This window comes from uncultured Salegentibacter sp., assembly GCF_963972535.1.
Taxonomy (GTDB): Bacteria; Bacteroidota; Bacteroidia; order Flavobacteriales; family Flavobacteriaceae; genus Salegentibacter.
The window spans coordinates 22856-48585 of record NZ_CAXAVR010000006.1 but is presented as its reverse complement, the minus strand read 5'-3'; the positions used below and the strand labels follow the sequence as shown (position 1 = coordinate 48585).

Below are 25730 nucleotides of genomic sequence, written 5' to 3'. Positions count from 1 at the left end.
TGAATTTATTTCAGGATCTAAGTGGTTGTCAATCGAAATACACTAGAAGCTGAAACAAGTTCAGGATTACGAATAATAATAAAAAAGCCTGTCTAAATTTTTTAGACAGGCTTTTTGAGTTTATACAAAGGAATCGATTATTTAATATTTCCAACCATATCTTTAGGTTGTACCCATTCATCAAATTGCTCTTCGGTAAGATGACCTAATTCAACGGCTGCCTCTTTTAGCGTTGTGCCATCTTCGTGTGCTTTATTCGCAATTTCAGCTGCTTTGTAATACCCGATTTTTGTATTTAAAGCGGTAACCAACATCAAAGAATTATTTAAATGTTCTTTGATTCTTGGTGTGTTCGCTTCAATTCCACGGGCACAGTTAACATCAAAAGATACACAGGCGTCACCAATAAGTTCTGCACTTTGCAATAGGTTAGCAGCCATAACCGGTTTAAATACATTTAATTCAAACTGGCCCTGCATTCCGCCAACCCCAATAGCTACGTCGTTACCCATTACCTGAGCGCAAACCATAGTTAAAGCTTCACATTGCGTAGGATTCACTTTCCCTGGCATAATTGAAGAGCCCGGCTCATTGGCAGGAATATTGATCTCTCCAATTCCACTTCTTGGTCCTGAGGAAAGCATTCTAATATCGTTTCCTATTTTATTAAGGGAAACCGCTAATTGCTTTAAAGCACCGTGAGTTTCTACAAAAGCATCATGTGCGGCCAGGGCCTCAAATTTATTTCCTGCCGAAACAAATGGTAATTCGGTGAATTTTGCAATGAATTCAGAAACGCGCTTTGAATATCCTTTTGGAGTATTTAATCCAGTTCCAACCGCAGTACCACCAAGTGCTAATTCGGCTAAATGCGGAAGTGTATTTTCCAGCGCATTAATTCCGTGATCCAGTTGAGCCACATAACCACTAAACTCCTGGCCCAGGGTTAGGGGAGTGGCATCCATAAAATGCGTACGCCCAATTTTTACAACTTCTTTAAACTCATCTGACTTTTTCTTTAAAGTATCACGAAGTTGTCTTACACCCGGGAGGGTAACTTTCGTAATTTTTTTATAGGCAGCGATATGCATTCCCGTAGGAAAAGTATCGTTAGAAGATTGCGATTTATTTACATCATCGTTTGGTTGCAGGGTTTTGTCTCCTTCTCCCAAAGTTTTTCCTGCAAGTTGGTGTGCGCGGTTGGCAATAACTTCATTTACGTTCATATTGCTTTGAGTACCGCTTCCGGTTTGCCAAATTACCAAAGGAAATTGGTCATCATGTTTCCCTTCAAGAATTTCGTCACAAACCTGGGCAATGTAATCTCTTTTATCTACCGGCAAAACACCTAATTCGCAGTTGGTGTATGCAGCAGCTTTTTTGAGGTAAGCAAAACCATAAACTATTTCCAGAGGCATACTGGCGGCAGGACCAATTTTAAAATTATTCCGGGAGCGTTCCGTTTGGGCACCCCAGAGTTTATCGGCCGGAACCTTTACTTCCCCAATAGTATCTTTTTCTATTCTATAGTCCATAATTAATATATTAGTTGTGACACAAATTTACAAGTTAGCGGCTTTTTACAGGTATAAAAACAAAGAATTTAGCCTGTATTTTTTCTGATTTTCGTCAAGTAGGTGTGAATTTCTCACAAATTAATTGTGATAAGCCGGCAAAGCTTACTATCTTTGACCAGATCAAAAAAATTTTGATATTATGTTCGAATTCGATCAATACCTCGGTTTCCTGGCTTTCCTGGTTATTTTAACTATGGGATTCTGGCTTATGATTTTCCTAATGGCTATCTTACCCTATTGGATAGGCGGTTCGGTTGCTGAATTGCTTAAAGAAAAGAAAGAAGCTAGAAAAAAAGCTAAAGAAGAAAAAGCATAAAAAAAGGGACGGTTAATGTCCCTTTTTTTATGCTTTATTTTTTCCAATAAAATAAAAAACCGGCTTATTTAAGCCGGTTTTATTAGTTCTAAATTATCCTTCAAATCCAGGATCATCAAAATCTTCTTCACCACCACGTCGTTGTTCGCGTTTTTGCTGATTGAATCTATAAATTACTGAAAGGTTAATTTGTCTTTGTCTCCATTGGAATTCACTTTCCCTGTTAAAGAATTCAGTAGAAGTAAATGATTTTCTTTTTCTTGAATTTAATAAATCTCTTACGTTTAAAGAAAGCGTAACATTATCGTTTAGAATTTCTTTACTAAAAGCAAGATCTATAGAAAAAATCCCTTCGTTTTTAGTTTGTGCATTTTCCTGTGGACCACGATAGAAAGCATTGGTTTGCCAATCTATAGCACCGGGAAGTGTTACTTTAGAGCTAAACCTTGCAAACCAGCTTGTATTTTTTGCTCCATAATCTACACCATTAAATTCACCTTCAGTTTCAAACTGAAAAAAGTTAAAACTACTATTTAATCTTAACCAGTCTGCCGGGTTGTAAAGAATACCAAGTTCTCCACCGGTTCTTTTATTAGTAGCAAGGTTAATAGGGATAGTTCTAATAATATCAATACCATCTGTAGTTTCCTGGCCTGTATTTTCTTCAACTCTTTCAAACGAATCTGTTTCGTGTTGATAATAAACAGAAGAAGTAAAGGTTATTTTATCCCATCGTTTTAAGTATCCAATATCAAAAGCGCTGGCAAAAGCCGGTTGTAAATTAGGATTTCCCTGAAATACGTTAGTACGACTTGAACGAGATGGGAACGGATTAATATACCAACCTCTAGGGCGGTTAATCCTTCTATTATAACCTACAGTTATATTTTCTTCTTCGCCACCGTCACTGGATAATTCGTAAATTAAATTAACTGTTGGGAACAAGCCTAAATAATTATTGTCAAATTTTGTTTGAATTGGGAATCCAAAAGCTTCAACAAGTTCTTCATCACTTAGTCTTGAATTTATATCACCTTTAAGTTGAGTGTTTTCTAATCTTAAACCTAAGAGAAATGAAAATTTACCAAATTTGGTTCCGTATTGAGAATACAGGGCATTTACGTTTTCTTCGTAATCAAAGATATTGGTAAGCGTATCGTTAGTTACCAGATTTCCGGTAGCTAAATCTTCCTGCTGTAGACGGTAATCTGTAATTTCGTTTTCAAAATTTCCGCGGTAACCGGCTTCAAATCTAGCGTCTTCCCCAAGCGGTAAAACATAATCTGCCTGGATTAAATATTCTTTTTGATCTTCTTCGGTATAAACTTCTTCTCGTTGAAAAGCTTCAGGATTTTCCTGATTTGTAGAAATATATTCTTCGTTTATAAAAGTATTTTGAACTTCGGCATCGTTTTCATATTGAAAATCGGCTGTTAGTTCGTGACCTTCATCATTAAATTTATTCTGGTAATTTATTGAAATCTGGTAGCTATTATCTTCTTCACTTTGTAACTCTCTTCTTAAAGTTTCTTCAACTAAACTGCCACCAATATAGCGATCGCTATTATTTAAGGTTTCATCTTCATCCTCACCGTAGCGATAAAAAATACTGGCTGTAAGCGAAGATTGCTCGGTAAGGAAATATTCAATTCCAAAATTACCGTTGTAGTTTCTATTTAAACGCTCTGTTTCCCGTTCCTCGCGAATTCTATCATACTCGGGTCTAACAATTTCCCCATCAGAATTAAATCGTCTTAGATATTCGGTATCACTAAAGTTATTTTGGGGAGCATCAAAATAGCGCCATCCAATATTAGTAAATAGATTGAATTTTTCAGTTCTATAGTTAAGATTGGTGGAAAGTCCGGCATTATCAGGATGACCTAAGTTTAAATTTACTGAACCGTTGAATCCAAGGGTTTCTTTTTGTCTAAGAATGATATTTAGGATACCTGCCGTTCCTTCAGCATCATATCTAGCCGAGGGGGAAGTAATAACTTCAACACGTTCAATAGCTTCAGCAGGAAGCTGGCTTAAAACATTGCTATCTCCAAACCCGGCCATTGCCGATGGTTTACCGTTAATTAGAATTCTAACATTTTGATTCCCTCTTAAGCTAATTCCGCCTTCAACATCTACAGAAACCGAAGGAACGTTATTAAGAGCATCACTAACAGTACCTCCTGCGGTGGTAAGGTCTTTTCCTATATTATAAATCTTTTTATCAAGTTGGACGCTTACCTGTGTAGTTTCGGCCTGGACTACAACCTCGTCAAGACTATCTGAATCAAGCCCCAGAGAGATAGTACCTAAATTAATATCTGAATCTACCTTACGATCATTGAATTCTTTAGTTTCATAAGAGATAAATTCAACAATAACATTATAAGTGCCTTCTGGGACTTCTATAGAGAAATTTCCCTGGGAATTGGTTACAACTCCTGTAACATCTGCAGGTTCGTTGGCATTAACTACAGAAACTGTTGCAAACTCCAGAGGAACATTCATCTCCTCGTCCATTACTTTTCCGGAAATTTTATGCGGGCCCGATTGGGCGAAGCCGCTAAGGCTGAAAAAAAGAAAAAACGCTACACTGAGCGTACTCAAGATTTTGGTGGTCATAGAAAAATTTTATTCTTTGACCCCAATTTTTTGAAATGGTTTAATGGAATTTGGGTTAAACTCGCGTTAAATACGACTTTTAAATGTTAAAAGTACTTTTATCACTGAGCTTCAATACTTAAGATTTACGACTAATTTTCTTATTTAATTCAAGATATTTTTCAAACTGCTTTTGGCTCATTAATTTCTGCAACTTTCTATGTTCTGCCTTTTGAATTTCCTTGAGTTTAAAGATTATTTCATCTTCATGTAAAGCCGTAGTATTAAGGATTTCATTCTTTTTAAGGGTATATTCTATAATAAGATCTTCAAGTTTACCGGTTTGTTCAAAATCCAGTTCTAATTCTCTTTTCCAGGTATAGGCTAATTCCCTTGCAATTTCAAGAAGTTCTTTTCTGCTTTTTCTATGCAGGTAAAAATGGGAAAAAACAAATCCCGCAACTAGAAATCCGGCGGCTCCAATTATAGCTATTTTATGTTGAGTTTTCATTTTTTACTGGTTTGAATTACCAAAACTTTTATTGTAATAAATCTTCAATTTTAGAACCCGGGCGACCTACAACCGCAGTATCTTTAGTTTCTACAATAGGTCTTTCAATTAATTTTGGATTTTTAACCATTACAGTAATTAATTCCCTGTCGCTAAGATCTTTATTTTTATATTCTTCTTTCCAGATCTTTTCGTTGGTTCTTATTAACTGCATAGGATAAAAACTTAATTTATCCAGAATTTGCTTTAATTCAGTTTCAGAAAGAGGTTCTTTTAAATATTCTCTAACCTCATAATCTTTTCCTGAGTTTTTAACGATTTCCAATCCTTCCCGGGATTTTTTACATCTGGCGTTATGGTAAACTGTAATCATTATTTTTTGGTTTTGGCTTCTTTAAAATAAACAATAAATTCTAATTCTAAAATTTATGAGTATAAACTTATCAATCTTCCTGCCGTTGTCCCATCATCATTAAAAAAGCTTTTAAAAACATATCAATATCACCATTCATCACGGCATCTACATTTCCGGTTTCTTCTGCAGTTCTTACGTCTTTAACCAATTTATAAGGATGCATCACGTAATTTCTAATTTGAGATCCCCATTCAATTTTCATCTTAGAATCTTCAATTTCCCTACGTTGGGCCTGTTGTTTCTGAAGTTCTATTTCATACAACTGACTTTTTAAAAGCTGCATTGCCTTGGTCTTATTTTCCAGCTGCGATCGTGTTTCAGAATTTTCTACAACAATTCCAGTAGGAGCGTGGCGCAATCTAACCGCCGTTTCAACCTTATTTACATTTTGTCCCCCAGCTCCAGAAGAACGCATAGTTTCCCAGGAAATCTCAGAAGGATTAATATCTATTTCAATTGAATCATCGGCTAATGGATAAACATAAACCGAAGCAAAAGAGGTGTGCCTTTTCGCATTACTGTCAAATGGGGAAATACGCACCAGCCTGTGTACGCCATTTTCGCCTTTTAACCATCCAAAAGCAAAATCGCCTTCAATTTCAAGCGTTACCGTTTTAATTCCTGCAACATCACCGGCCTGGTAATTCAATTCTTTTATCTTAAACCTGCGTTTTTCGGCCCACATAAGGTACATACGCATAAGCATCTCGGCCCAGTCGCAACTTTCGGTACCACCGGCACCGGCAGTAATTTGTACAACAGCACTCAATTTATCACCCTCTTCCGAAAGCATATTTTTAAATTCAAGGTCTTCTATAAGGTCTAAGGCTTGCTTATGTTTTTCTTCCACATCTTTTTGCGTAGCTTCATCTTCCTTATAAAATTCATACAAAACCTCTAAATCTTCTACCAGGGTTTCTCCTTTTTCAAATTCGTCTACCCATTGCTTTTCAGTATTGAGATCACGCATTAGTGCCTCAGCTTTTTTAGGATCGTCCCAAAAATCTGGAGCAAAGGTTTTTTCTTCCTGGTTGGAGATTTCTATTTTTTTGGCATCAATGTCAAAGATACCTCCTTAACGCACCAAGGCGCTCTCTGAGATCTTTGATCTGCTCAGTTGTAATCATATCTAAATTTTATAAGGTAAAAATAGAATTTAAGACTGCGACGGGAAAGTATTTAACGATATTTTTATAGTTTTAGACTTCCTATAAAAGCACGTAAATGCAGCAATTTTCACTTATTTTGCTGTTAGTCAGTTTCTCACTTTCCAGAATAATATAATTTCTTCTGAAAAAGAAATTTTGCATTGGAGGTTTGAAATTGATTTTAGAAATTTAGTTATAATGAATCAAATGGAAATAATTTCTGTTTTTGCTGAAATAAAAAAGAAATATATATGAAAGAAATAGATTTAAGAAGTGATACCGTAACCCGCCCAACAAGCGGAATGTTAAAAGCAATAATGGGCGCCGATGTTGGGGACGATGTTTATAAGGAAGATCCTAGCGTAAACGCTTTAGAAGAAAAACTGGCAAAGATGTTCGGGAAGGATGAAGCCTTATTTTTTCCTACCGGAAGTATGGCTAACCAGGCCGCAATAAAATTGCATACACAACCTGCCGAGCAGCTTATTTGTGATAAATGGGCGCACGTTTTTAACTATGAAGGTGGTGGCGCTTCTTTTAATAGTGGGGTTTCCTGCAAGTTGGTAGATGGTGATCGCGGAATGATTACTGCTACCCAGGTTGAAGAAAATATAAATCCGCCAGACTTTTATCACAGTCCGTTAACGAGTTTGGTTTGTTTGGAAAATACCACCAATAAAGGTGGTGGCGCTTGTTACGATCTAAAGGAAATCAAAAAAATAAGAAAAGTTTGCAATACGCATAAATTAGGTTTGCATTTAGACGGCGCAAGGCTTTTTAATGCCTTGGTGGCTAAAAATGAAGATCCAAAAGAATACGGAAAATTATTTGATACTATTTCGGTTTGTCTTTCTAAAGGGCTGGGAATCCCTATGGGATCGGTGCTTATTGGTGATAAGGAAATTATGAAAAACGCGATTAGAATTCGTAAAGTTTTAGGTGGTGGTATGCGCCAGGTAGGTTTTATAGCCGCAGCCGGAATTTATGCCTTAGATAACCACGTAGAACGTTTAGCCGAAGACCATAAAAGAGCTGCAGAAATTGCTGAAACTTTAGATGCTGCAAGCTATGTGGGCGAGGTGGAAACTGTGGAAACAAATATTATTATTTTTTACCTGAAAAATGCTTCAGATGAAACTGCTTTTATGAAAAAGCTTCAGCAGGAAAATATTAGAATAAGCAATATGGGACAGGGAAAATTAAGAATTGTTACCCATTTAGATTATTCCGAAGAAATGCACCAGAAGTTTTTGAAGGTTCTACGGGAAATTAATTTATAGGTTTTAATAGAGTTTAACCTAATCTTACAATGCTTTTAATATGTTTCGGGAATTGAATTTCATAATTTTCAAAAAACCAAAATTAAGTTATGAAAAATGTATTGCCAAGAAAAGAAGTACCAAGATTAAGAGTAGAAACTACCAGCGGAATGCAATGGGATTTACGCGACCAGAAACCAGAGAATTTTACGATGGTTATTTTTTATCGCGGATTGCACTGCCCGGTTTGTAAATCGTATTTAGAAGAATTAAATAAAAAAGTTGAGAAATTTCAGGAGAAAGGAGTGAGTGTTATTTGCATTAGCGCGAATAATAAGACCCTGGCAGAAAAAACGGTGAAGGAATGGGAAGTAGATAATCTTACTATAGGTTATAATTTTAATACTGAAGATGCCCGGAAATGGGATTTATATATTTCTGAAGGAATTAACGATGAACCGGAAGTTTTCTTTGAACCCGGACTGTTTCTTGTTAAACCTGATAATACCCTTTATGCGGCTTCTATTCAAACGATGCCTTTCGCAAGGCCAAAATTTGATGAATTATTAAAGGCTATAGATTTTGTGGTAGAAAAAGAATATCCAGCAAGGGGAGAAGCATAAAAAGAAAAACCTCACAGTTTTTAGAAAGCTGTGAGGTTTTTTTGATTTAAATTCTGAAATAAATTCAGGATTTAAGATAATTAAATTCTATTTGAATTGATCTAAACCGGGAATATCTGGCATCCCGTCTTTTGCTACGGCAGCAAGTTCTGCTTCGTTAATATCTGAAGCTCTGCTTATCGCTTTATTTAAAGTGAGTACCAAATAATCTTCCAGCTGTTCTTTATCATCCATCAATTCATCAGCAACGCTAATATTCTTAATTTCACGCGTAGCGCTAATAGTTACTTTTAGAAGTCCGTCACTGGATTTTTCTTCAATAGTTACCGTTTTTAGGCGTTCTTTAGTTTCTTCAACCTTTTGTTGGGTTTCCTTGATCTTATTCATCATACCCATCATATCTCCAAACATAGTCTCTTTTTTAAATTTAATAAACACAAATTTACTAATTACAGGTTTAATCCTGTTAATTTGAACCCACTAATTATGTATTTGGTTGGGAAGCCTTACCTTTGCAAGCGCTTAAAAATAATGCAGATTTGAAAAAAGAAATTTTACCGCCAAAAGCTAAGAAAATACCTAAAACCCTGGAATTTCACGGAGACGTGAGAATAGATAATTATTACTGGATGAACAATCGCGACAATCCAGAAGTTATTGATTATCTAAATCAGGAAAATGAATATAACCAGAAAATGACTGCTCATACCAAAGATTTTCAGCAGCGGTTATTTGAGGAAATGAAAGGCCGAATAAAAGAAGATGATGAATCGGTTCCCTATAAATTGAATAATTACTGGTATTTAACCCGTTTTGAAACCGGAAAAGATTACCCAATTTATTCAAGGAAAAAGCGGGAACTGGATGCGCCTGAAGAATTGCTTTTTGATGTTAATGAAATGGCCGAAGGTTTTGAATATTACAGTCTTGGCGGATTGAATGTGAGTCCCGATAATAAAATGGTGGCTTTTGGGGTAGATACTTTAAGCCGAAGAAAATATACCATTCAAATTAAAGACCTGCAAACAGGAGAAACTTATCCTGATAAAATTGAAAATGCAACCGGAGGTTCTACCTGGGCGGCCGATAATAAAACGCTTTTCTATACTAAAAAAGACGAACAAACGCTTCGTTCTTATCGAATTTACAAGCACATTTTAGGAACTGATTCTGCTGAAGATGAACTGGTTTTTGAAGAGGAGGATGAAACTTTTAATACCTATGTTTATAAATCCAAGTCCAAGGAATATATCATCATTGGGAGTCATAGTACTTTAACTACAGAATACCGTATTTTGAAGGCTGATGATTCATCTGGTGAGTTTAAGGTTTTTCAGCCCAGGGAACGAGGTTTAGAGTATAGCATAGCGCATTACGAAGATAACTTTTACGTAATGACCAATAAAGATGGTGCCACCAACTTTAAACTTATGAAAACCCCGGTTGATAAAACTACAAAAGAAAACTGGGTAGACGTTATTCCGCATCGCGAAGATTATTTACTGGAAGATATTGATATCTTTAAAAAGTATCTGGTAGTAAGCGAGCGTAATAATGGCTTAAATAAAATAAAAGTGATTCGCTGGGATAATTCAGAAGAATATTATATTCCTTTTGATAATGAAACCTATACCGCTTATACCTCTATAAATCCTGCTTTTGATACTGATATTTTAAGATTCACTTATAATTCTATGACCACGCCAACTTCGGTTGTAGATTTTAATATGGAAACCCAAGAAAAGACGGTTTTAAAAGAACAGGAAGTTTTAGATAAAAATTTTAATAAAAATAATTACCTCTCTGAGAGAATTTGGGCTACTGCCAAAGATGGTACTAAAATTCCGGTGAGTTTGGTTTATAAAAAAGGAACTAAATTAGATGGAAATAGTCCGCTACTACAATATGCTTATGGTTCCTACGGTTCTACCATAGATCCTTATTTTTCTACGGTAAGGCTAAGTTTATTAGATCGTGGTTTCATTTATGCAATCGCACACATTCGTGGTGGGGAATACCTAGGACGTAACTGGTATGAAGACGGGAAGCTTTTCAATAAAATGAACACTTTTACTGATTATATAGATGTTTCAGAATATTTAATTCAGGAAAAATATACTTCCGCAGAACATCTTTACGCAATGGGCGGTTCAGCAGGAGGTTTGCTTATGGGCGCGGTTATTAATATGGCGCCACAGATTTATAATGGAGTTATTTCTGCAGTTCCTTTTGTAGATGTGGTAACTACTATGTTAGATGATAGTATCCCGTTAACCACTGGGGAATACGATGAATGGGGAAATCCGAATAATAAAGATTATTACGAATATATGATGCAATATTCGCCTTACGATAATGTAGTGGCGCAAGATTATCCAAATTTACTGGTAACAACAGGTTTACACGATTCCCAGGTTCAATATTGGGAACCGGCAAAATGGGTAGCGAAATTAAGAGAATTGAAGACCAATAATAATTTATTATTGTTCCATACTAATATGGATGCCGGTCACGGTGGGGCTTCCGGACGTTTTGAAGCATTGAAAGAAGTAGCCGAAGAGTATGCGTTTTTACTGGATTTGGAAGGAATTGACCACTAATTAAAAAATTTGCCTTAAATTTGGGGGATTTTACGCTCTTAAAAAGAGTGAAATAGTTAACCCAAATTTTGTAAAGAACTTCGATTTATGAAAGAAGATTTGCAAGTATATGATAATGTATTGCAGTTAATTGGCAATACACCCTTGATACAACTGAATAAAATAACCCAGGAATTTAAAGGGGAATTCTTCGCTAAAGTAGAAGCCTTTAATCCGGGACACTCCGCTAAAGACCGTATTGCACTTTATATTATTGAAGAAGCCGAGAGAAAAGGTATTCTTAAACCGGGAAGCACAATTATAGAAACTACTTCTGGTAATACCGGTTTTAGTATTGCTATGGTGAGTGTTATAAAAGGTTATGAATGTATTCTTGCGGTAAGCTCCAAAGCTTCTAACGATAAGATTGATATGCTAAAAACAATGGGTGCCAAGGTGTATGTTTGCCCGGCGCACGTTTCGGCAGACGATCCTAGATCTTATTACCAGGTTGCGAAAAGATTACATTCAGAAACTAAAGGCTCGGTTTATATTAATCAGTATTTTAATGAGCTGAATATTGATGCTCATTTTAATTCTACAGGCCCCGAGATTTGGAAACAAACCGAAGGAAAAATAACTCACCTTGTAGCTTGTAGCGGTACCGGTGGAACAATTTCTGGAACTGCCAGATATTTAAAGCAGCAAAATCCTGAAATGAAAGTTATTGGTATAGATGCTTACGGTTCAGTTTTAAAGAAATATCACGAAACAAAAGAATTTGATTCTGGTGAGATTTATCCTTACAGAATAGAAGGACTGGGAAAAAACCTTATTCCATCTGCAACAGATTTTGAGATTATTGACCGTTTTGTTAAGGTTAGTGATGAAGATAGTGCACATACCGCCAGGGAACTTGCAAAAACCGAAGGTTTATTTGTAGGTTACACCAGTGGGGCAGCTACCCAGGGATTAAAACAACTTGCTGAAGAAGGGGAATTTGACGAAAACAGTAATGTTGTTGTAATATTCCCCGATCACGGTTCCCGTTATATGGGGAAAGTCTTTAGCGACGATTGGATGGAAGAACAGGGCTTTTTTGATACTAAAAATGAAATTGAGGCAGAGCCTATAGAATTTATAAAATAAGAAGTATTTTGAAATTTATTCAGAAATAAAGTTTATAAAAGCATCCCGCGTAGGATGCTTTTCTTTTATTTGAATTTGCTGAATAAATAACTTTGTGCAATTGAGCCAATTTTAAGTATTTTTGCGGCTCGACTAAAAAAAGATCGATGAGGGATTTATTTGAAAAAATATATAAAGATAAAGGACCATTAGGAAAATGGGCAGAGCAAGCTGAAGGATATTTTGTATTTCCTAAGCTGGAAGGGCCAATTTCTAACCGAATGAAATTTAGAGGGAAAGAAGTAATTACCTGGAGTATTAATGACTACCTGGGACTTGCCAATCATCCCGAAGTAAGAAAAGTAGACGCTGAAGCTGCTGCTGAATACGGTTCGGCTTACCCAATGGGTGCTAGAATGATGAGCGGCCATACTCAACTTCACGAAAAATTGCAAGACGAATTAGCTTCTTTTGTACACAAACAATCGGCCTACTTGCTTAATTTTGGTTACCAGGGAATGGTTTCTACCATAGACGCTTTAGTTTCTAAGCAAGATGTAATTGTTTATGATGTAGATGCTCACGCCTGTATTATAGACGGTGTAAGATTACATTTAGGTCAGCGTTTTACTTATAAGCACAACGATCTTGAAAGTATAGAAAAGAACCTGCAACGTGCCACTAAAATTGCAGAGCAAACCGGAGGAGGAATTCTATTGATTTCTGAAGGCGTTTTTGGTATGCGTGGTGAACAGGGGAAATTAAAGGAAATCGTTGAGCTAAAGAAAAAATATAATTTCAGACTTTTTGTAGACGATGCTCACGGTTTTGGAACTCTTGGTAAAACAGGAGCCGGAGCAGGCGAGGAGCAGGGCGTTCAGGATGAGATTGATGTTTACTTCGCAACATTCGCGAAATCTTTAGCCAGTACCGGTGCCTTTATTGCAGCCGATAAAGAAATTATAGATTATTTAAAATATAATTTACGTTCGCAAATGTTTGCTAAGTCATTGCAAATGCAATTGGTAGTGGGAGCATTAAAACGTTTGGAAATGCTAAGAACAATGCCAGAGCTTAAAGAAAAGTTGTGGGAAAATGTTAATGCACTTCAAAACGGACTTAAAGAAAACGGATTTGATATTGGAACCACGCAAAGTTGTGTGACTCCGGTATATCTAAAAGGAAGTATTCCGGAAGCAATGGCTTTGGTGAAAGATCTTAGGGAAAACCACGGCGTTTTCTGTTCTATCGTAGTTTACCCGGTTATTCCTAAAGGACTTATTTTATTAAGAATGATTCCTACCGCTACGCATACCCTTCAGGATATTGAAGAAACCTTAACTGCTTTTTCAGCAATTAGAGAGCGTTTAGAAAACGGAACTTATAAAAGATTATCTGCTTCAGTTTCTGCTGCAATGGCAAGCAAGGAGTAGGAAATATTTAGTTTTGGAAAATTAATAAAAGCCGTTTAAAATTTCTTCTTGCTAATGTCATTCTGAACTTGTTTCAGAATCTAATTGGTATTAAACTAGACCCTGAAACAAGTTCAGGGTGACGAAAAGTGAAAATTTAAACGGCTTTTCTATGTTTAAGTTTTAGAAAAAATTAGGTTCAGGATTAATCTCCTGAACCATTAACATCTTCATTTTCCTTATAAAATCCGGTTTCTTCCAATTCTTCACCACGTTGGTTTCGGTCGCCTTCATAAGTGTCTTCAATATATTCATCATCGTCGTGAAAATCGAATCTATAAGAAACTCCGGCAGCTACCTGCCATCTCGAAGGAGTGTCTTTAAAATTAACAAGACCAGAAATATCTACCTGAAAATCTTTTCCAAATAGATAGGCTGCGCCACCTCTTACCAAATCATCGGCATATAGATCACTTATATAAGTTTGGAATTCCCCAAAAACGGCAAATTTTGGAGTAATAGCGTGGGTTAAGGTAAAGATTCCGCCGTAAGAAGGATATTCTTCTGTAAATTTATCGGCTATAAAATTCATAACCAAAACCCATCGGCCCCAGTTATGTTGGGTTATTAAAGCAGCTTTAGGGCTAATTATTGATTCCCCCTCAAACATGTAGGGATTTTCCCACCAGCTAAAATTAGCGCCGGCATACACCGAGACAGCAGGAATTAAACTTCGTAGATTTAACCGTTGATTCGCCTTCCAGCTATATAAATTTACTTTTCTCTCTTTTACACTAACTCCTGGATCAAAAACCAGGAATTTAGCGCCAAGAGTATTTGTTTTAAAGTTGCTAAATCTAAACTCATCACTGCTATTTCCCACGGGAATAGAGGTAACCTGATCCTGAAAAGAACCAAAGAAATTAAGTTCCAGGATTTCAGTTAAAAATCCATATCGTAAACCATAACTGGCACCTAAATTATCTGTGTCGCTATTAAATAAGGTATGATTATCATTACCGAAATAACCACCGGCTTCAAGTTGTAATACATTTTTGCCCACGGCATACGCGCCTTGCGATTCACCCGGGCGATTCGAATTTATGGTTTCAGTATATTGCGCATTTGCGCTAAATACTCCGAGGAAAATAAAAGCGATACCTACTTTTAAATAGTGCATATTAGATTGGTTTGTTACTTTCAAAGATAGCAGATTTATTATTTTTTTAGGAGCTCAAAGCTTCTATTCTCAAGGCTTATTTTTATTTTTGCATAAATTCCTGAAAATGATAGAAGCTTCTTTTTCCGATGTATTACAAACGATTCTAATCATTCTATTAGTATATTTTGCCTTTAAATTACTAATTAAATGGTTTGGGCCGCTTATTCTCAAATATTTCCTGCGGAAAATGGGAAAACGTTTTGAAGAACAATTCAGGCAACAACAAGGTCCTGCTTCACAGAAAAAAGAAGGAAAAGTAAGCATTGACAAGAAGCCGAAAGGAAAAAGGAATTCTAATAAAAACGTTGGGGAATATATAGATTACGAGGAAATTGATTAATTTCGGGATCAATTTTTTATATTGAAAAGGGAAGAAGCTGCCCGTTCAATTTAACAGAAAGTGATCTAAAAAATTTCAGATGGCCAATCTTAAAAAGTTTCTACCGCATCTTCTCGTTTTGGTAGGCTTCGTAATAGTTTCTTTATTTTATTTTAGTCCGGTTCTAGAAGGAAAAAAGATTTTTCAAAGCGATATAGTTCAATATATCGGAATGGCCAAAGAGCAAAACGATTTTCGCGATCAAACCGGCGAAGAACCTTACTGGACCGATTCTGCTTTTGGAGGAATGCCAACATTTCAATTAGGCGCATATTATCCGCATAACTACGTTAAAAAACTAGATTCAGTTTTAAGATTTTTACCCAGACCTTCCGATTATCTATTTCTTTATTTTATCGGCTTTTATATTCTCTTACTCTGCTTAAAACTCGATTTTAGACTCGCGTTTCTAGGTGCGTTGGCCTTCGGTTTTTCTACTTATCTTATTATTATCCTTGGAGTAGGACATAATGCCAAGGCTCACGCGATAGCTTATATGCCGATGGTCTTAGGCGGAATTATTCTCACTTTCAGGCAAAAATATTTATGGGGGTTTTTAGTCTTGGCTATTGGAATGGCGCTGCAAATTGGCGCAAACCATTTCCAGATGACCTATTATTTGCTTCTTCTGGTAATTGTTTTGGGAATTGCATATTTAATTGATGCCTACCGAAAAAATATCTTACCAAAATTCTTTAAAGCTTTAGGAGTAATGGTTGTGGCGGTTATACTGGCGATAGGCGCCAATGCTACCAATCTACTTGCCACCCAGGAATATACCGCACACAGTACCCGGGGTGATACCGGTTTAACCATTGCCCCCGACGGTTCAGATAAACCCGCAGCCGGCTTAACTTATGATTATATCACCGAGTATAGCTACGGGATAATGGAATCTTTTAACCTTTTTGCTCCCCGGTTTATGGGCGGCTCCAATGCAGAAGATATTGGAAAAGATTCAGAAATTTATGATTCCTTACTCAAACTTGGGGCATCCCCGGCACAGGCGGCTAATTTTACTGAAAATGCACCTACTTACTGGGGCGATCAGCCTTATGTAGGCGCGCCGGCGTATATTGGTGCCACAGTATTATTTCTCTTTATTTTTGCCCTTTACCTTGTGAGAGGCCGTTTAAAATGGTGGATTGTTGGAGGGAGTGTTTTAGCCTTGATTCTTTCCTGGGGTAAAAATTTTGAATTTTTTACCGAGTTCTTTATAAATTACGTTCCCCTGTACAGTAAATTTAGAGCCGTTTCTTCCATACAGGTAATTATAGAATTATGCGTTCCTGTTTTAGCCGTTTTCGGCCTTTATAAATTATTTGATCCTAAACTTCAAAAAGAAGTAAAAGTTCACGCGCTTAAATGGTCTGGGATAATTGTGGGTGGAATTGGAATTGCTTTGTTGCTTTTCCGTTCTGTACTATTTGATTTCAGTGGTGCGGGAGATTCAGCTTTAATTCAACAAATGGGCGCCGATTTTGTAAGATCTCTAAAGGAAGACAGGCAGGCAATTTATACCGAAGATCTTATTAGGTCACTTATTTTTTCCGCATTAACCGCAGCAGCCCTTTGGTTATATATTGAAAAGAAAATCACGCAAAACTGGTTAGTACCGGCTTTAGCACTTCTAATTTTAATCGATTTGATTCCTGTAGATAAACGCTATGTTAATGATGATGATTTTGTAAGCGCTAGACAGATGGATCGTCCATTCCAACCTAATGCTGCCGATCAACAAATTTTACAGGACGATGCACATTACCGTGTTTTTGACGTTTCCGGAAGCCCTTTTAATACCGGAAGAACTTCTTATTTTCACAATGCCATAGGTGGTTATCATGCAGCCAAGCCGGGCAGAATGCAGGATTTATACGATTTCTATATTTCTCAAAATAATATGGAAATTCTAAATATGCTGAATGCTAAATACTTTATTGTTCCTTCTGAAGGTGGTCAGCCGCAAGCACAACAAAATCCGAATGCTTTTGGAAATGCCTGGTTTGTGAAGGATATTATATGGGTTGAATCTGCTAACGAAGAAATACTGAATTTAAACGAAGTTGACCTTCAAAATACGGCGGTTATAAATTCAGAATTTAAAAATGAAGTTTCTGAAGATTTTAAAGCCACCGAAAATGCAGAAATTCAATTGCAAAGCTATCAGCCTAATGAATTGGTCTATGAAACTAATGCCTCATCGCCTCAGTTTGCAGTTTTTTCTGAAATGTACTACCAACCGGGTTGGCAGGCATATTTAGATGGGGAAGAAGTAGATCACGTGAGGGCAAATTATGTGTTGCGAGCTATGAATATTCCTGCAGGCGAGCATACTGTGACTTTTAGATTTGAACCTGAAGTAGTAAATACAGGGAGCAGCATTGCCCTGGCAAGTTCCATTATTTTGGTTTTAATTATTTTAGGCGGATTTTACTATAAATCCCGAAAGAGGGAATAAGTTCTTAAATGGAAAAGGTACTCATTATAACTTATTATTGGCCACCGGCTGGCGGTCCCGGCGTGCAGCGCTGGCTTAAGTTTGTGAAGTATTTAAGGGATTTTAATATTGAACCTGTGGTTTATATTCCTGAAAATCCTAATTACCCTATGTTGGATAATTCTTTAGAAAATGAAATTCCGGAGGGAATAACTATTCTTAAGAAGCCTATTTTTGAACCTTACCAATTAGCCGGTTTTTTTGCGAAAAACCAAACCAAAACCATTAGCAAAGGAATTATTGCTGCAGAGAAAAATCAGTCTTTTTTACAGAAAAGTCTACTTTTTATTAGAGGTAACTTATTTATTCCTGATGCACGGAAGTTTTGGATAAAACCATCGGTGACATTCTTGAAAACCTATTTGAAAGAAGAAGGTATTAAAAAAATAATTACAACCGGTCCGCCGCACAGTTTACACCTTATTGGTTTAAAATTGAAGCAGGAACTCGATTTAAAATGGATAGCCGATTTTAGGGATCCCTGGACTCAAATTGGGTATCATAAAAAGCTGAAACTTACTGAATCCAGCAAAAAGAAACACTTACGTCTTGAACGAGAAGTTTTAAATGCTGCCGATCAAATTATAACGACCAGTTATACTACCAAGACTGAATTTGCCGAAAAAACCAATAAACCAATAGGTATAATCACTAACGGATTTGATACTGAAGAAAATGAAGCAAATACCAACGAATTAGATACTAAATTCAGTATTTCTCATATTGGTTCCTTGCTTTCAGAAAGAAATCCCGAGAATCTTTGGACTGCCATAGCGGAACTTACAATAGAGAATTTAAATTTCTCAGAAGATCTGGAATTGAAATTAGCAGGTACGGTGAGTGAAGAAATAATCACTTCAATTAAATCTGTAGGATTAGGGGAGAAGCTTCAGTTATTAGGTTATGTAAGTCATACGCAAGCAATTGCGCTTCAGCAGAAAAGCAGGTTAGTATTATTAATTGAAATTAACAGCGAAGAAACCCGCGGAATTATTCCGGGGAAGTTATTTGAATATTTAAGTTCAAAAAGGCCCATATTAGCTATTGGACCCGAAAAATGGGATGTTCAGCAAATATTGCAGCAAACCAGATCTGGAGAATATTTTCAATATTCAGAAAAAGACCGACTTAAAAGTCTAATTTTAAAACATTACGATGCTTATAAAAAGGGCAACGGTAATTTTATAAATGGAGATATTCAGCAATATCACAGAAGAAATCTTACGCAAAACCTGGCCAGTTTAATAAAAGAGCCTATAGAATTATGGGAATAATAATCAAGCAATCTTTTAAAAACCTAATTACCACCTATTTTGGTTTTGCGATTGGTGCGATTAATACTTTGTTTCTATTCACCTACTTCCTGGAACCTGAATATTACGGGTTGGTGACTTTTTTACTTTCAGCGGCAAGTTTGCTCTGGCCTTTTATGGGATTTGGAGTGCACAGTACATTAATAAAATTCTTCACTTTTTATAAAACCAGGGAAGAAAAAGATAAGCTGCTAAATTTAGTACTGTTTTTACCGCTAATCGTTTCACTCTTGCTGGGAATAATAGTGGCTTCTGGTTATTCATTTTTAATCAATTACTTTACCCAGGGTAACGGATTGGTTCGACCGTATATTTGGCTAATTTTTTTAATAGCTTTTGCTACCGCCTATTTTGAAATCTTTTTCGCCTGGTCTAAGCTTTTTTATAAAAGTGTATTCGGAAACTTTATGAAAGAGGTTTTTCATAGGTTCTGCATCAGTTTATTACTTTTAGGAGTTTATTTTAACTGGATTACAGTGCATCAATTTATCTATTGTATTGCCGGGGTTTTTATCCTGCGACTTATTGCAATGAAGATCTATGCGTTTTCGCTCTATTTGACGCGTTTAAATTTTAAATTTCCAAAAAACTTATCACCGGTTTTAAAATATACCTCGCTAATTCTTATTGCGGGTTCAGTCGCTACCGCTTTATTAGATTTAGATAAAGTGATGATAGAATATTTTATGCCGATAGAAAACGTGGCTATCTACGGAATTGCAATTTATATCGCTACAGTAATTTCGGTGCCGCAAAAGGCAATGCACCAAATTACAAACCCCATGACGGCTGAATTCCTTAATACCAAAAATAAAAAAAGCCTTGAAGAGCTTTATAAAAAGAGTTCTTTAAACTTATTGATTGTAAGCTTACTCATTTTTATCCTGATAATCACTAACGTAAAACAACTTTACGAACTAATTCCCGATGAATATGAGTTGAGTATTCTTGTGGTTTTATTAATCTCCCTGGTGAAGCTTTATGATAACCTTCTTGGGAATAATAACAGTATTCTTTTTAATTCAGATTATTACCGAATTGTACTGTTTATAGGTGTTCTTCTTGTTTTTGTAGCCTTTGTTTTAAATTTGATATTTATTCCCAGCTTTGGGATAGAAGGAGCGGCAATTGCCAGTTTTTTAGCTTTTTTTATATATAATTCTTCTAAAATCTGGCTAGTGCATAAAAAGTTTAATTTCCTTCCGTTTACTTCAAAAACCTGGTTGGTACTTTTTACCGGAATGATCCTTTCAATTGCGTTTTATTTTTGGGATTTCGGTTTTCATCCAATTTTAAATATTGCACTTAAATCTATTTTAATAGGAATAAGTTATGTGGGACTAGCTTATTTTCTGAATTTTTCTTCAGAAGTGAATTCCATAATTAATAAGGTTTTGGGTATAAAAACCTCCTAAAAACGGGAAACCCCCGAAGCTTTTGAGGCTTCAAGGGGTTTCCAACTAACCAACCAAAAAATTAAATTATGAATTCTTTATTATCTGTTATTCACATTTCGTGCCGAACTTCTTCCTCGTGAAGAAGAATTTGAAGTTCTAGCCGAAGATCTTGTATTTGTACTGCTTTTTACCGCTTGTGTGTTATTACTTCTATTACTACTTCTGGAGGTAGCCTGCGTTCTTCTTGAGCTTGGAGCGGTTGTAGCTCTACTGGTTTGTCTCGTAGGAGTGCTTTTTACAGTTCTACTATTCCTTGCAGATGAGTTTACATTTGTATTAGAAGATCTACTGGTATTTACTGCAGCTCGTCTTGTATTCACACTTGAATTTGCATCAACTCTTGTACGGTTATTTCTGCTATTCACAACATCGCTAGTATTAGTACTTCTGGATGATCTTACAGCATTTCCTCGAGAATTGGTGCTACTATTTTTTTCTGATCTAATCGTTCTGCTTCTGTTAGCGGTGTTATTAGATCTTTCAGAATAAGCGTTGCTTCTTACATTTCTTGTATTTAAAGCTACACGAGATTCGTCACCTCTAATATCTTTTATATCACGTCTTTCAGAAGTTCTTCTTCCTTTATTATAAGAAACCGCTTGTTGATTTGGCCTGTAAAAATTTTGATGCACATTACTAGAATAATGATTATTATAATAATTTACGTGTTGCACGTAAGTAACGCGGTTTGGCTGATAGTAAGCCCTATAAGGCTGTCCAAATACTATGCTCACACTACTGCGAGGTCTTGAATAATACTGGTGCCACGGCCTGTAAACATAAGTGTTATTATAATGATTTATAAATCCTGTATAGTTGGTGATTCGGTTAAAACGGTTGTAATGAATATGTAGACCTCCAACTCTTGCAATACGGCCACGACGGTTATAATCTATAAAAACATCACCGGCCCTTATTATTCTTCCGTAGTAATCATAAAAAACCGGAACACTTTCAATTTGAATTACCGCTCCATAATCGTCATACTGCACATACGCATCATAATTATGCCCTGCGTTATAACTAATATTCATATTGGGAGTAGAAATATTTACAATGCTGGTACTTCTAAATTGAGGGTTAAAATAGAAATCAAATTCCCCGTTGGGATAAACGGCAAACTCAACACCGTTTTCAACGAAAATAAAGGCATTATTATAGGCATTACGAGGCATAGCTTCTGAAGCAGCCTTTGCAGAAATACCAATAAATAAAAAGCTGAATAAAATGGCGATATTTTTCATGGTTTGCGTTTTATGTTGTTAAAGTGATTCTCATTTAGAATCAATACATAAAATACAAACCGCGTGCCAAAAAAAGAAAACCCCTAAAAAAGCTTGTTTTTAGAGGTTTTATATAGAAAATTGAATAATTCAGTAGAAAATCTTCAATAGAAATGAAATTTAGCGTGTATTTTTTCAGAAAGAATAATAGCTATAATTTTTCTTTGAGATACTTTGCGGTAAAAGATTTTTTCGATTTAATAATTTCTTCAGGAGTGCCGTTTGCAACAATATTTCCGCCGTTTACTCCGCCACCAGGGCCAATATCAATAATATAATCGGCACATTTCACCAGGTCCATGTTGTGTTCTATCACTACTACGCTATGTCCTTTTTCTATAAGGGCATTAAAAGACTTCAATAGCTTTTTAATATCGTGAAAGTGAAGTCCTGTGGTAGGCTCATCAAAAATGAACAATGCTTTTTCTTTGGTAGCGCCTTTTACTAAGAATGAAGCCAGTTTTATTCTTTGTGCTTCACCACCTGATAGGGTAGAAGAGCTTTGCCCTAATTGCACATAACCTAAACCAACGTCTTGTAATGGTTTAAGTTTTCTAACAATTTTATCGAGTTTGTTTTCGGCAAAAAAGTTAGTGGCGTCATCAATGGTCATATTCAGTACATCGTCAATATTTTTTCCTTCAAACTGAACTTCCAGCACATCTTTTTGAAAACGTTTCCCGTTGCAGGCTTCACATTCTAAATGAACATCGGCCATAAACTGCATTTCTATGGTAACTTCGCCTTCACCTTTGCAAATTTCGCAGCGGCCTCCTTCTACATTAAACGAAAAATGTTTAGGCTTAAAACCTCGAATATTCGATAATTTTTGATCAGAAAAAAGGTTTCGAATATCGTCGTAAGCTTTAATATAGGTTACGGGATTGGAGCGGGAAGATCTACCAATTGGATTTTGGTCTATATATTCTACGCTACCTAAATTTTTAAAATCACCTTCAATATCGGTGTATTGACCGGCTTTTTCTCCATAGCCTCCAATTTTCTTCTGAACAGCAGGATAAAGAATTTTCTTCACCAGCGTACTTTTTCCACTTCCTGAAACTCCCGTTATAGCGGTAATGGTTTTAAGAGGAATTGTTACATCAATATTCTGAAGGTTATTTTCTCTAGCTCCCAAAATCCTAATTTCCCCCGAAGCTTTTCTGCGTTCTTTAGGAACAGGTATTTCCTCTTTTCCATTAAGATATTGAGCGGTAAGCGAATTTGATTTTAAAATCTGTTTTAGCGTTCCTGTGGCTACAACCTCACCGCCGTGGGTACCTGCTTCGGGGCCAATATCAATAATTTCATCGGCCGCATTCATAATATCCTCATCGTGTTCTACCACAATTACGGTGTTGCCAAGATCACGCAAGTTTTGAAGCACTCCAATTAAACGTTCTGTATCGCGCGGATGCAAACCAATAGAAGGTTCGTCTAAGATATACATAGAACCCACCAAACTACTTCCCAGGGAAGTTGCCAGGTTAATTCGTTGTGATTCACCACCAGACAGCGTGTTTGATTTTCGATTTAAGGTGAGATAATCTAAACCAACTTCCGATAAAAATTTGAGTCGGTTATTGATTTCTGTTAAAAGTCTTTTCGCAATTTGCTGGTCATATTCGTTCAATTTTAAATTAGAGAAAAATTCCCGCACTTTATCTAAAGGTTTTCCCACTAAATCGGTAATACTGTGATCGGCGATTTTTACATATTCAGCTTCAGGCCTTAAACGCTTTCCTTTACAGGTACTACAGCGGGTTTTTCCGCGATAGCGGGAAAGCATCACTCTATTCTGAATTTTATAAGCTTTACTTTCTAAAAACTGAAAGAAATCGTTTAGACCTTCAAAATGTTTATTTCCATTCCAAACCAAATCCTTTTGTTCCTGCGTAAGCTGAAACCACGGTTTATGAATTGGAAAATCAAATTTATGAGAATTATTTACTAATTGATCGCGGTACCAGCTCATACTATCGCCGCGCCACGGGAAAATGGCATTTTCATAAATTGAAAGTCCTGTATTGGGAATAACCAGATCTTCATCAATTCCAATTACATCGCCATAACCTTCGCATTTAGGGCAGGCCCCGTAAGGATTATTAAAGCTAAAAAGGTGCACATTTGGCTCCAGGAAACTAATCCCATCTAACTCAAATTTATTGCTGAAATGTCGTTTTTTTCCTGATTTTAAGTTTTCAATATAAAGTTCGCCTTTTCCTTCAAAAAAGGCAGCATCGGTAGCATCTGCTAATCTATTGTAAAAGTCTTCTTCATCTTTGGTGATAATTCGGTCTACGACTAATAAAGTATCTTTAGCTTTAATTTTTTCAAGATCTGCCTCATCTATTCTAAGAACATCGTCTTTTACTTTAATACGGCTATAACCTTGCTGCGCGAGAACCTTAATTTTTTCAGCAAGAGTTCTTCCTTCTTCTATATGAATTGGAGCCAGCAAGAGTAATTTTTCACGCTCTTCAAAAGATTTTACGTGATCTATTACATCGGCCACGCGGTCTCGTTTTACCTCGTTGCCTGAAATAGGAGAGTAGGTTCGCCCAATTCTCGCATAAAGTAATTTAAGGTAATCGTAAATCTCCGTAGATGTACCCACGGTAGAACGTGGATTGGTGGAATTTACTTTTTGCTCAATAGCTATGGCGGGAGCGATTCCTTTTATATAGTCAACTTTGGGCTTATTTAATCGGCCTAAAAACTGGCGTGCATAAGAAGATAGACTTTCAACATAGCGGCGTTGGCCTTCAGCATACAGCGTATCGAAGGCTAAACTGGATTTTCCCGAACCCGAAAGTCCGGTAATTACCACCAATTTATTCCTCGGGATAACTACATTTATATTCTTAAGATTGTGCAGTTTTGCACCTTTTATGATGATATTTTCTTTAGGATTTACCTCGGCAACGTCAATATTCATGCTTATTTTTCTAGTTCAGGAATGCAAAGGTACTTAATAAGCAGCAGTGTAAAAAGCCATAAAAATCCTATTGTAATGTTAAAAATTTAAACTTTTGTTTGCTTTTGTTAAATATATCTTGCTATATTTGGTCATTCAAAAATTATAAAACTACACCTGCCTATAGCATAAAGTTACTTTTAGAAACTAAATAACCTAACCTCAGGAGCCCCAACCGTCCTGAACAAAAGTAACTGATATGAATAACGTTGAAATCACTGACGCTGTTCTTGTGCGTGAATACATGCAAGGAAATGAAATCGCCTTAAGCAAACTTATAAACAGGCACCAACACCGAATTTATAGTTTTATTTTCTCTAAAGTTTTTGACAGGGATGTTGCTGAAGATATTTTTCAGGACACCTTCATCAAAGTCATTAACACTCTTAAACGTGGAAAATATAATGAAGAAGGTAAGTTTCTTCCCTGGGTAATGCGAATTGCACATAACCTGGTTATTGACCATTTTAGAAGAAATAAGCGTATGCCTAAATTTGATAATAGTGGCGACTTTAATATTTTTTCGGTTTTAAGTGATTCTGAATTGAATATTGAAACTCAAATTATTAAAGACCAGATTGAAAATGATGTAAAAGAGCTCATAAAAGAATTACCTGAAGACCAATTAGAGGTTCTTACTATGAGAATTTACAAGGATATGAGTTTTAAAGAAATTTCTGAGCGTACCGGTGTGAGTATTAATACCGCTTTGGGAAGAATGCGCTACGCTTTAATCAATCTTAGGAAGATTATTGAAAAACATAATTTGGTTTTAACAAACTAATCTATAATATTCCTCAAAAGATTGCGTTAGAATAAGAAACCAACGCAAAATATTATCTAATGAGGAAACTTTACACTAAAAAACTATCAAAAAAAGATCAGTTTAAGGACTTGAATCCCAAAAAAGAAACGGTAGAGTTTCTTTTAAATTATTCAAAAGCATTAAGAGTGGTGGAAACCCGAGGAATTAAATTCGGTACAATTCTTAATTAGTATATAGAAAAGTGGCTGTTTGAAAATCTCTGTTTTT

At 36.1% G+C, this 25730-nt stretch carries 20 protein-coding genes; 11 read left to right on the top strand and 9 right to left on the bottom strand.

Annotation, left to right across the window (positions count from 1 at the left end):
- Nucleotides 1-137: 137 nt before the first annotated feature.
- Nucleotides 138-1535, bottom strand: a complete 1398-nt coding sequence (fumC, locus tag AACZ30_RS01785; protein WP_339647362.1) for a class II fumarate hydratase — start codon at nucleotides 1533-1535, stop codon at nucleotides 138-140.
- Nucleotides 1536-1716: 181 nt separating this feature from the next.
- Between fumC and AACZ30_RS01780 the strand changes: the two genes are divergently transcribed.
- The gene (locus AACZ30_RS01780) at nucleotides 1717-1893 is read left to right on the top strand and encodes a hypothetical protein (protein ID WP_093302571.1); all 177 of its coding nucleotides are present in this window, start codon (nucleotides 1717-1719) and stop codon (nucleotides 1891-1893) included.
- A gap of 93 nt (nucleotides 1894-1986) precedes the next feature.
- Here AACZ30_RS01780 and AACZ30_RS01775 read toward each other — a convergent pair whose 3' ends face one another.
- From AACZ30_RS01775 to prfB, 4 genes are all read right to left on the bottom strand, one after another.
- Nucleotides 1987-4515 carry a TonB-dependent receptor gene (locus tag AACZ30_RS01775; protein WP_075326741.1) on the bottom strand — a complete coding sequence of 843 codons (2529 nt, stop codon included), beginning with the start codon at nucleotides 4513-4515 and terminating at the stop codon, nucleotides 1987-1989.
- Nucleotides 4516-4633: 118 nt separating this feature from the next.
- A complete protein-coding gene (locus AACZ30_RS01770; protein WP_075326742.1) occupies nucleotides 4634-5005 on the bottom strand; it encodes a hypothetical protein in 372 nt (123 codons plus the stop codon).
- A gap of 28 nt (nucleotides 5006-5033) precedes the next feature.
- Nucleotides 5034-5378 (bottom strand): arsenate reductase (glutaredoxin), encoded by a 345-nt coding sequence (gene arsC / locus AACZ30_RS01765; RefSeq protein WP_075326743.1) that lies wholly within the window; start codon nucleotides 5376-5378, stop codon nucleotides 5034-5036.
- Nucleotides 5379-5448: 70 nt separating this feature from the next.
- Nucleotides 5449-6547, bottom strand: a protein-coding gene (gene prfB / locus AACZ30_RS01760) for a peptide chain release factor 2 (RefSeq protein ID WP_339647347.1) whose coding sequence is annotated in 2 segments (ribosomal slippage) — nucleotides 5449-6483 and nucleotides 6485-6547 — 1098 coding nt in all. Because the reading frame shifts where the segments join, the coding sequence is not laid out codon by codon here.
- Between the two features lie 272 nt (nucleotides 6548-6819).
- Between prfB and AACZ30_RS01755 the strand changes: the two genes are divergently transcribed.
- On the top strand, nucleotides 6820-7848 hold the full coding sequence (locus AACZ30_RS01755) for a GntG family PLP-dependent aldolase (protein ID WP_339647345.1): 1029 nt from the start codon (nucleotides 6820-6822) through the stop codon (nucleotides 7846-7848).
- Nucleotides 7849-7937: 89 nt separating this feature from the next.
- Nucleotides 7938-8450, top strand: coding sequence for a redoxin domain-containing protein (locus AACZ30_RS01750; RefSeq protein WP_075326745.1), 513 nt, complete (start codon nucleotides 7938-7940; stop codon nucleotides 8448-8450).
- A gap of 87 nt (nucleotides 8451-8537) precedes the next feature.
- Here the strand turns inward: AACZ30_RS01750 and AACZ30_RS01745 are convergent, their stop codons facing one another.
- Entirely contained in the window at nucleotides 8538-8882 is a 345-nt protein-coding gene (locus AACZ30_RS01745; protein ID WP_262506662.1) for a YbaB/EbfC family nucleoid-associated protein, read from the bottom strand.
- A gap of 107 nt (nucleotides 8883-8989) precedes the next feature.
- Here AACZ30_RS01745 and AACZ30_RS01740 point away from each other — a divergent pair, with 107 nt between their 5' ends.
- From AACZ30_RS01740 to AACZ30_RS01730, 3 genes are all read left to right on the top strand, one after another.
- Complete coding sequence (locus AACZ30_RS01740; protein WP_339647341.1) at nucleotides 8990-11050, top strand: S9 family peptidase; 2061 nt, start codon at nucleotides 8990-8992, stop codon at nucleotides 11048-11050.
- A gap of 87 nt (nucleotides 11051-11137) precedes the next feature.
- Complete coding sequence (locus AACZ30_RS01735; protein ID WP_339647338.1) at nucleotides 11138-12178, top strand: cysteine synthase family protein; 1041 nt, start codon at nucleotides 11138-11140, stop codon at nucleotides 12176-12178.
- 146 nt (nucleotides 12179-12324) lie between these two features.
- The gene (locus AACZ30_RS01730; RefSeq protein ID WP_339647335.1) at nucleotides 12325-13590 is read left to right on the top strand and encodes an aminotransferase class I/II-fold pyridoxal phosphate-dependent enzyme; all 1266 of its coding nucleotides are present in this window, start codon (nucleotides 12325-12327) and stop codon (nucleotides 13588-13590) included.
- Nucleotides 13591-13774: 184 nt separating this feature from the next.
- Here the strand turns inward: AACZ30_RS01730 and AACZ30_RS01725 are convergent, their stop codons facing one another.
- The gene (locus tag AACZ30_RS01725; protein WP_339647332.1) at nucleotides 13775-14749 is read right to left on the bottom strand and encodes a transporter; all 975 of its coding nucleotides are present in this window, start codon (nucleotides 14747-14749) and stop codon (nucleotides 13775-13777) included.
- Between the two features lie 106 nt (nucleotides 14750-14855).
- Between AACZ30_RS01725 and AACZ30_RS01720 the strand changes: the two genes are divergently transcribed.
- The 4 genes from AACZ30_RS01720 (at nucleotide 14856) to AACZ30_RS01705 (ending at nucleotide 20395) form a co-directional block, all read left to right on the top strand.
- Nucleotides 14856-15131, top strand: a complete 276-nt coding sequence (locus AACZ30_RS01720; protein ID WP_339647329.1) for a DUF4834 domain-containing protein — start codon at nucleotides 14856-14858, stop codon at nucleotides 15129-15131.
- Between the two features lie 79 nt (nucleotides 15132-15210).
- Complete coding sequence (locus tag AACZ30_RS01715; RefSeq protein ID WP_339647326.1) at nucleotides 15211-17628, top strand: YfhO family protein; 2418 nt, start codon at nucleotides 15211-15213, stop codon at nucleotides 17626-17628.
- Between the two features lie 8 nt (nucleotides 17629-17636).
- Complete coding sequence (locus AACZ30_RS01710) at nucleotides 17637-18941, top strand: glycosyltransferase family 4 protein (protein ID WP_339647323.1); 1305 nt, start codon at nucleotides 17637-17639, stop codon at nucleotides 18939-18941.
- On the top strand, nucleotides 18932-20395 hold the full coding sequence (locus AACZ30_RS01705; RefSeq protein ID WP_339647320.1) for a polysaccharide biosynthesis C-terminal domain-containing protein: 1464 nt from the start codon (nucleotides 18932-18934) through the stop codon (nucleotides 20393-20395). Before AACZ30_RS01710 ends, AACZ30_RS01705 begins: the two co-directional genes overlap by 10 nt.
- An 80-nt stretch (nucleotides 20396-20475) precedes the next feature.
- Here the strand turns inward: AACZ30_RS01705 and AACZ30_RS01700 are convergent, their stop codons facing one another.
- On the bottom strand, nucleotides 20476-21681 hold the full coding sequence (locus tag AACZ30_RS01700) for a hypothetical protein (RefSeq protein WP_339647318.1): 1206 nt from the start codon (nucleotides 21679-21681) through the stop codon (nucleotides 20476-20478).
- Between the two features lie 190 nt (nucleotides 21682-21871).
- The gene (gene uvrA, locus AACZ30_RS01695) at nucleotides 21872-24658 is read right to left on the bottom strand and encodes an excinuclease ABC subunit UvrA (protein WP_339647316.1); all 2787 of its coding nucleotides are present in this window, start codon (nucleotides 24656-24658) and stop codon (nucleotides 21872-21874) included.
- A gap of 238 nt (nucleotides 24659-24896) precedes the next feature.
- On the opposite strand from uvrA, the gene AACZ30_RS01690 reads away from it, so the two are divergent.
- A complete protein-coding gene (locus AACZ30_RS01690; protein WP_075326756.1) occupies nucleotides 24897-25481 on the top strand; it encodes a sigma-70 family RNA polymerase sigma factor in 585 nt (194 codons plus the stop codon).
- The last annotated feature ends 249 nt before the right edge of the window (nucleotides 25482-25730 follow it).

Bases quoted from the DNA above. Each gene is read 5' to 3' on its own strand.
- AACZ30_RS01715 (WP_339647326.1), top strand. From the start codon at position 15,211: ATGGCCAATCTTAAAAAGTTTCTACCGCATCTTCTCGTTTTGGTAGGC.
- AACZ30_RS01700 (WP_339647318.1), bottom strand. From the start codon at position 21,681: ATGAAAAATATCGCCATTTTATTCAGCTTTTTATTTATTGGTATTTCT.
- arsC (WP_075326743.1), bottom strand. From the start codon at position 5,378: ATGATTACAGTTTACCATAACGCCAGATGTAAAAAATCCCGGGAAGGA.
- AACZ30_RS01690 (WP_075326756.1), top strand. From the start codon at position 24,897: ATGAATAACGTTGAAATCACTGACGCTGTTCTTGTGCGTGAATACATG.
- fumC (WP_339647362.1), bottom strand. From the start codon at position 1,535: ATGGACTATAGAATAGAAAAAGATACTATTGGGGAAGTAAAGGTTCCG.
- AACZ30_RS01780 (WP_093302571.1), top strand. From the start codon at position 1,717: ATGTTCGAATTCGATCAATACCTCGGTTTCCTGGCTTTCCTGGTTATT.
- AACZ30_RS01750 (WP_075326745.1), top strand. From the start codon at position 7,938: ATGAAAAATGTATTGCCAAGAAAAGAAGTACCAAGATTAAGAGTAGAA.
- AACZ30_RS01730 (WP_339647335.1), top strand. From the start codon at position 12,325: ATGAGGGATTTATTTGAAAAAATATATAAAGATAAAGGACCATTAGGA.
- AACZ30_RS01775 (WP_075326741.1), bottom strand. From the start codon at position 4,515: ATGACCACCAAAATCTTGAGTACGCTCAGTGTAGCGTTTTTTCTTTTT.
- AACZ30_RS01735 (WP_339647338.1), top strand. From the start codon at position 11,138: ATGAAAGAAGATTTGCAAGTATATGATAATGTATTGCAGTTAATTGGC.
- AACZ30_RS01755 (WP_339647345.1), top strand. From the start codon at position 6,820: ATGAAAGAAATAGATTTAAGAAGTGATACCGTAACCCGCCCAACAAGC.
- AACZ30_RS01720 (WP_339647329.1), top strand. From the start codon at position 14,856: ATGATAGAAGCTTCTTTTTCCGATGTATTACAAACGATTCTAATCATT.
- AACZ30_RS01770 (WP_075326742.1), bottom strand. From the start codon at position 5,005: ATGAAAACTCAACATAAAATAGCTATAATTGGAGCCGCCGGATTTCTA.
- AACZ30_RS01705 (WP_339647320.1), top strand. From the start codon at position 18,932: ATGGGAATAATAATCAAGCAATCTTTTAAAAACCTAATTACCACCTAT.
- uvrA (WP_339647316.1), bottom strand. From the start codon at position 24,658: ATGAATATTGACGTTGCCGAGGTAAATCCTAAAGAAAATATCATCATA.
- AACZ30_RS01710 (WP_339647323.1), top strand. From the start codon at position 17,637: ATGGAAAAGGTACTCATTATAACTTATTATTGGCCACCGGCTGGCGGT.
- AACZ30_RS01725 (WP_339647332.1), bottom strand. From the start codon at position 14,749: ATGCACTATTTAAAAGTAGGTATCGCTTTTATTTTCCTCGGAGTATTT.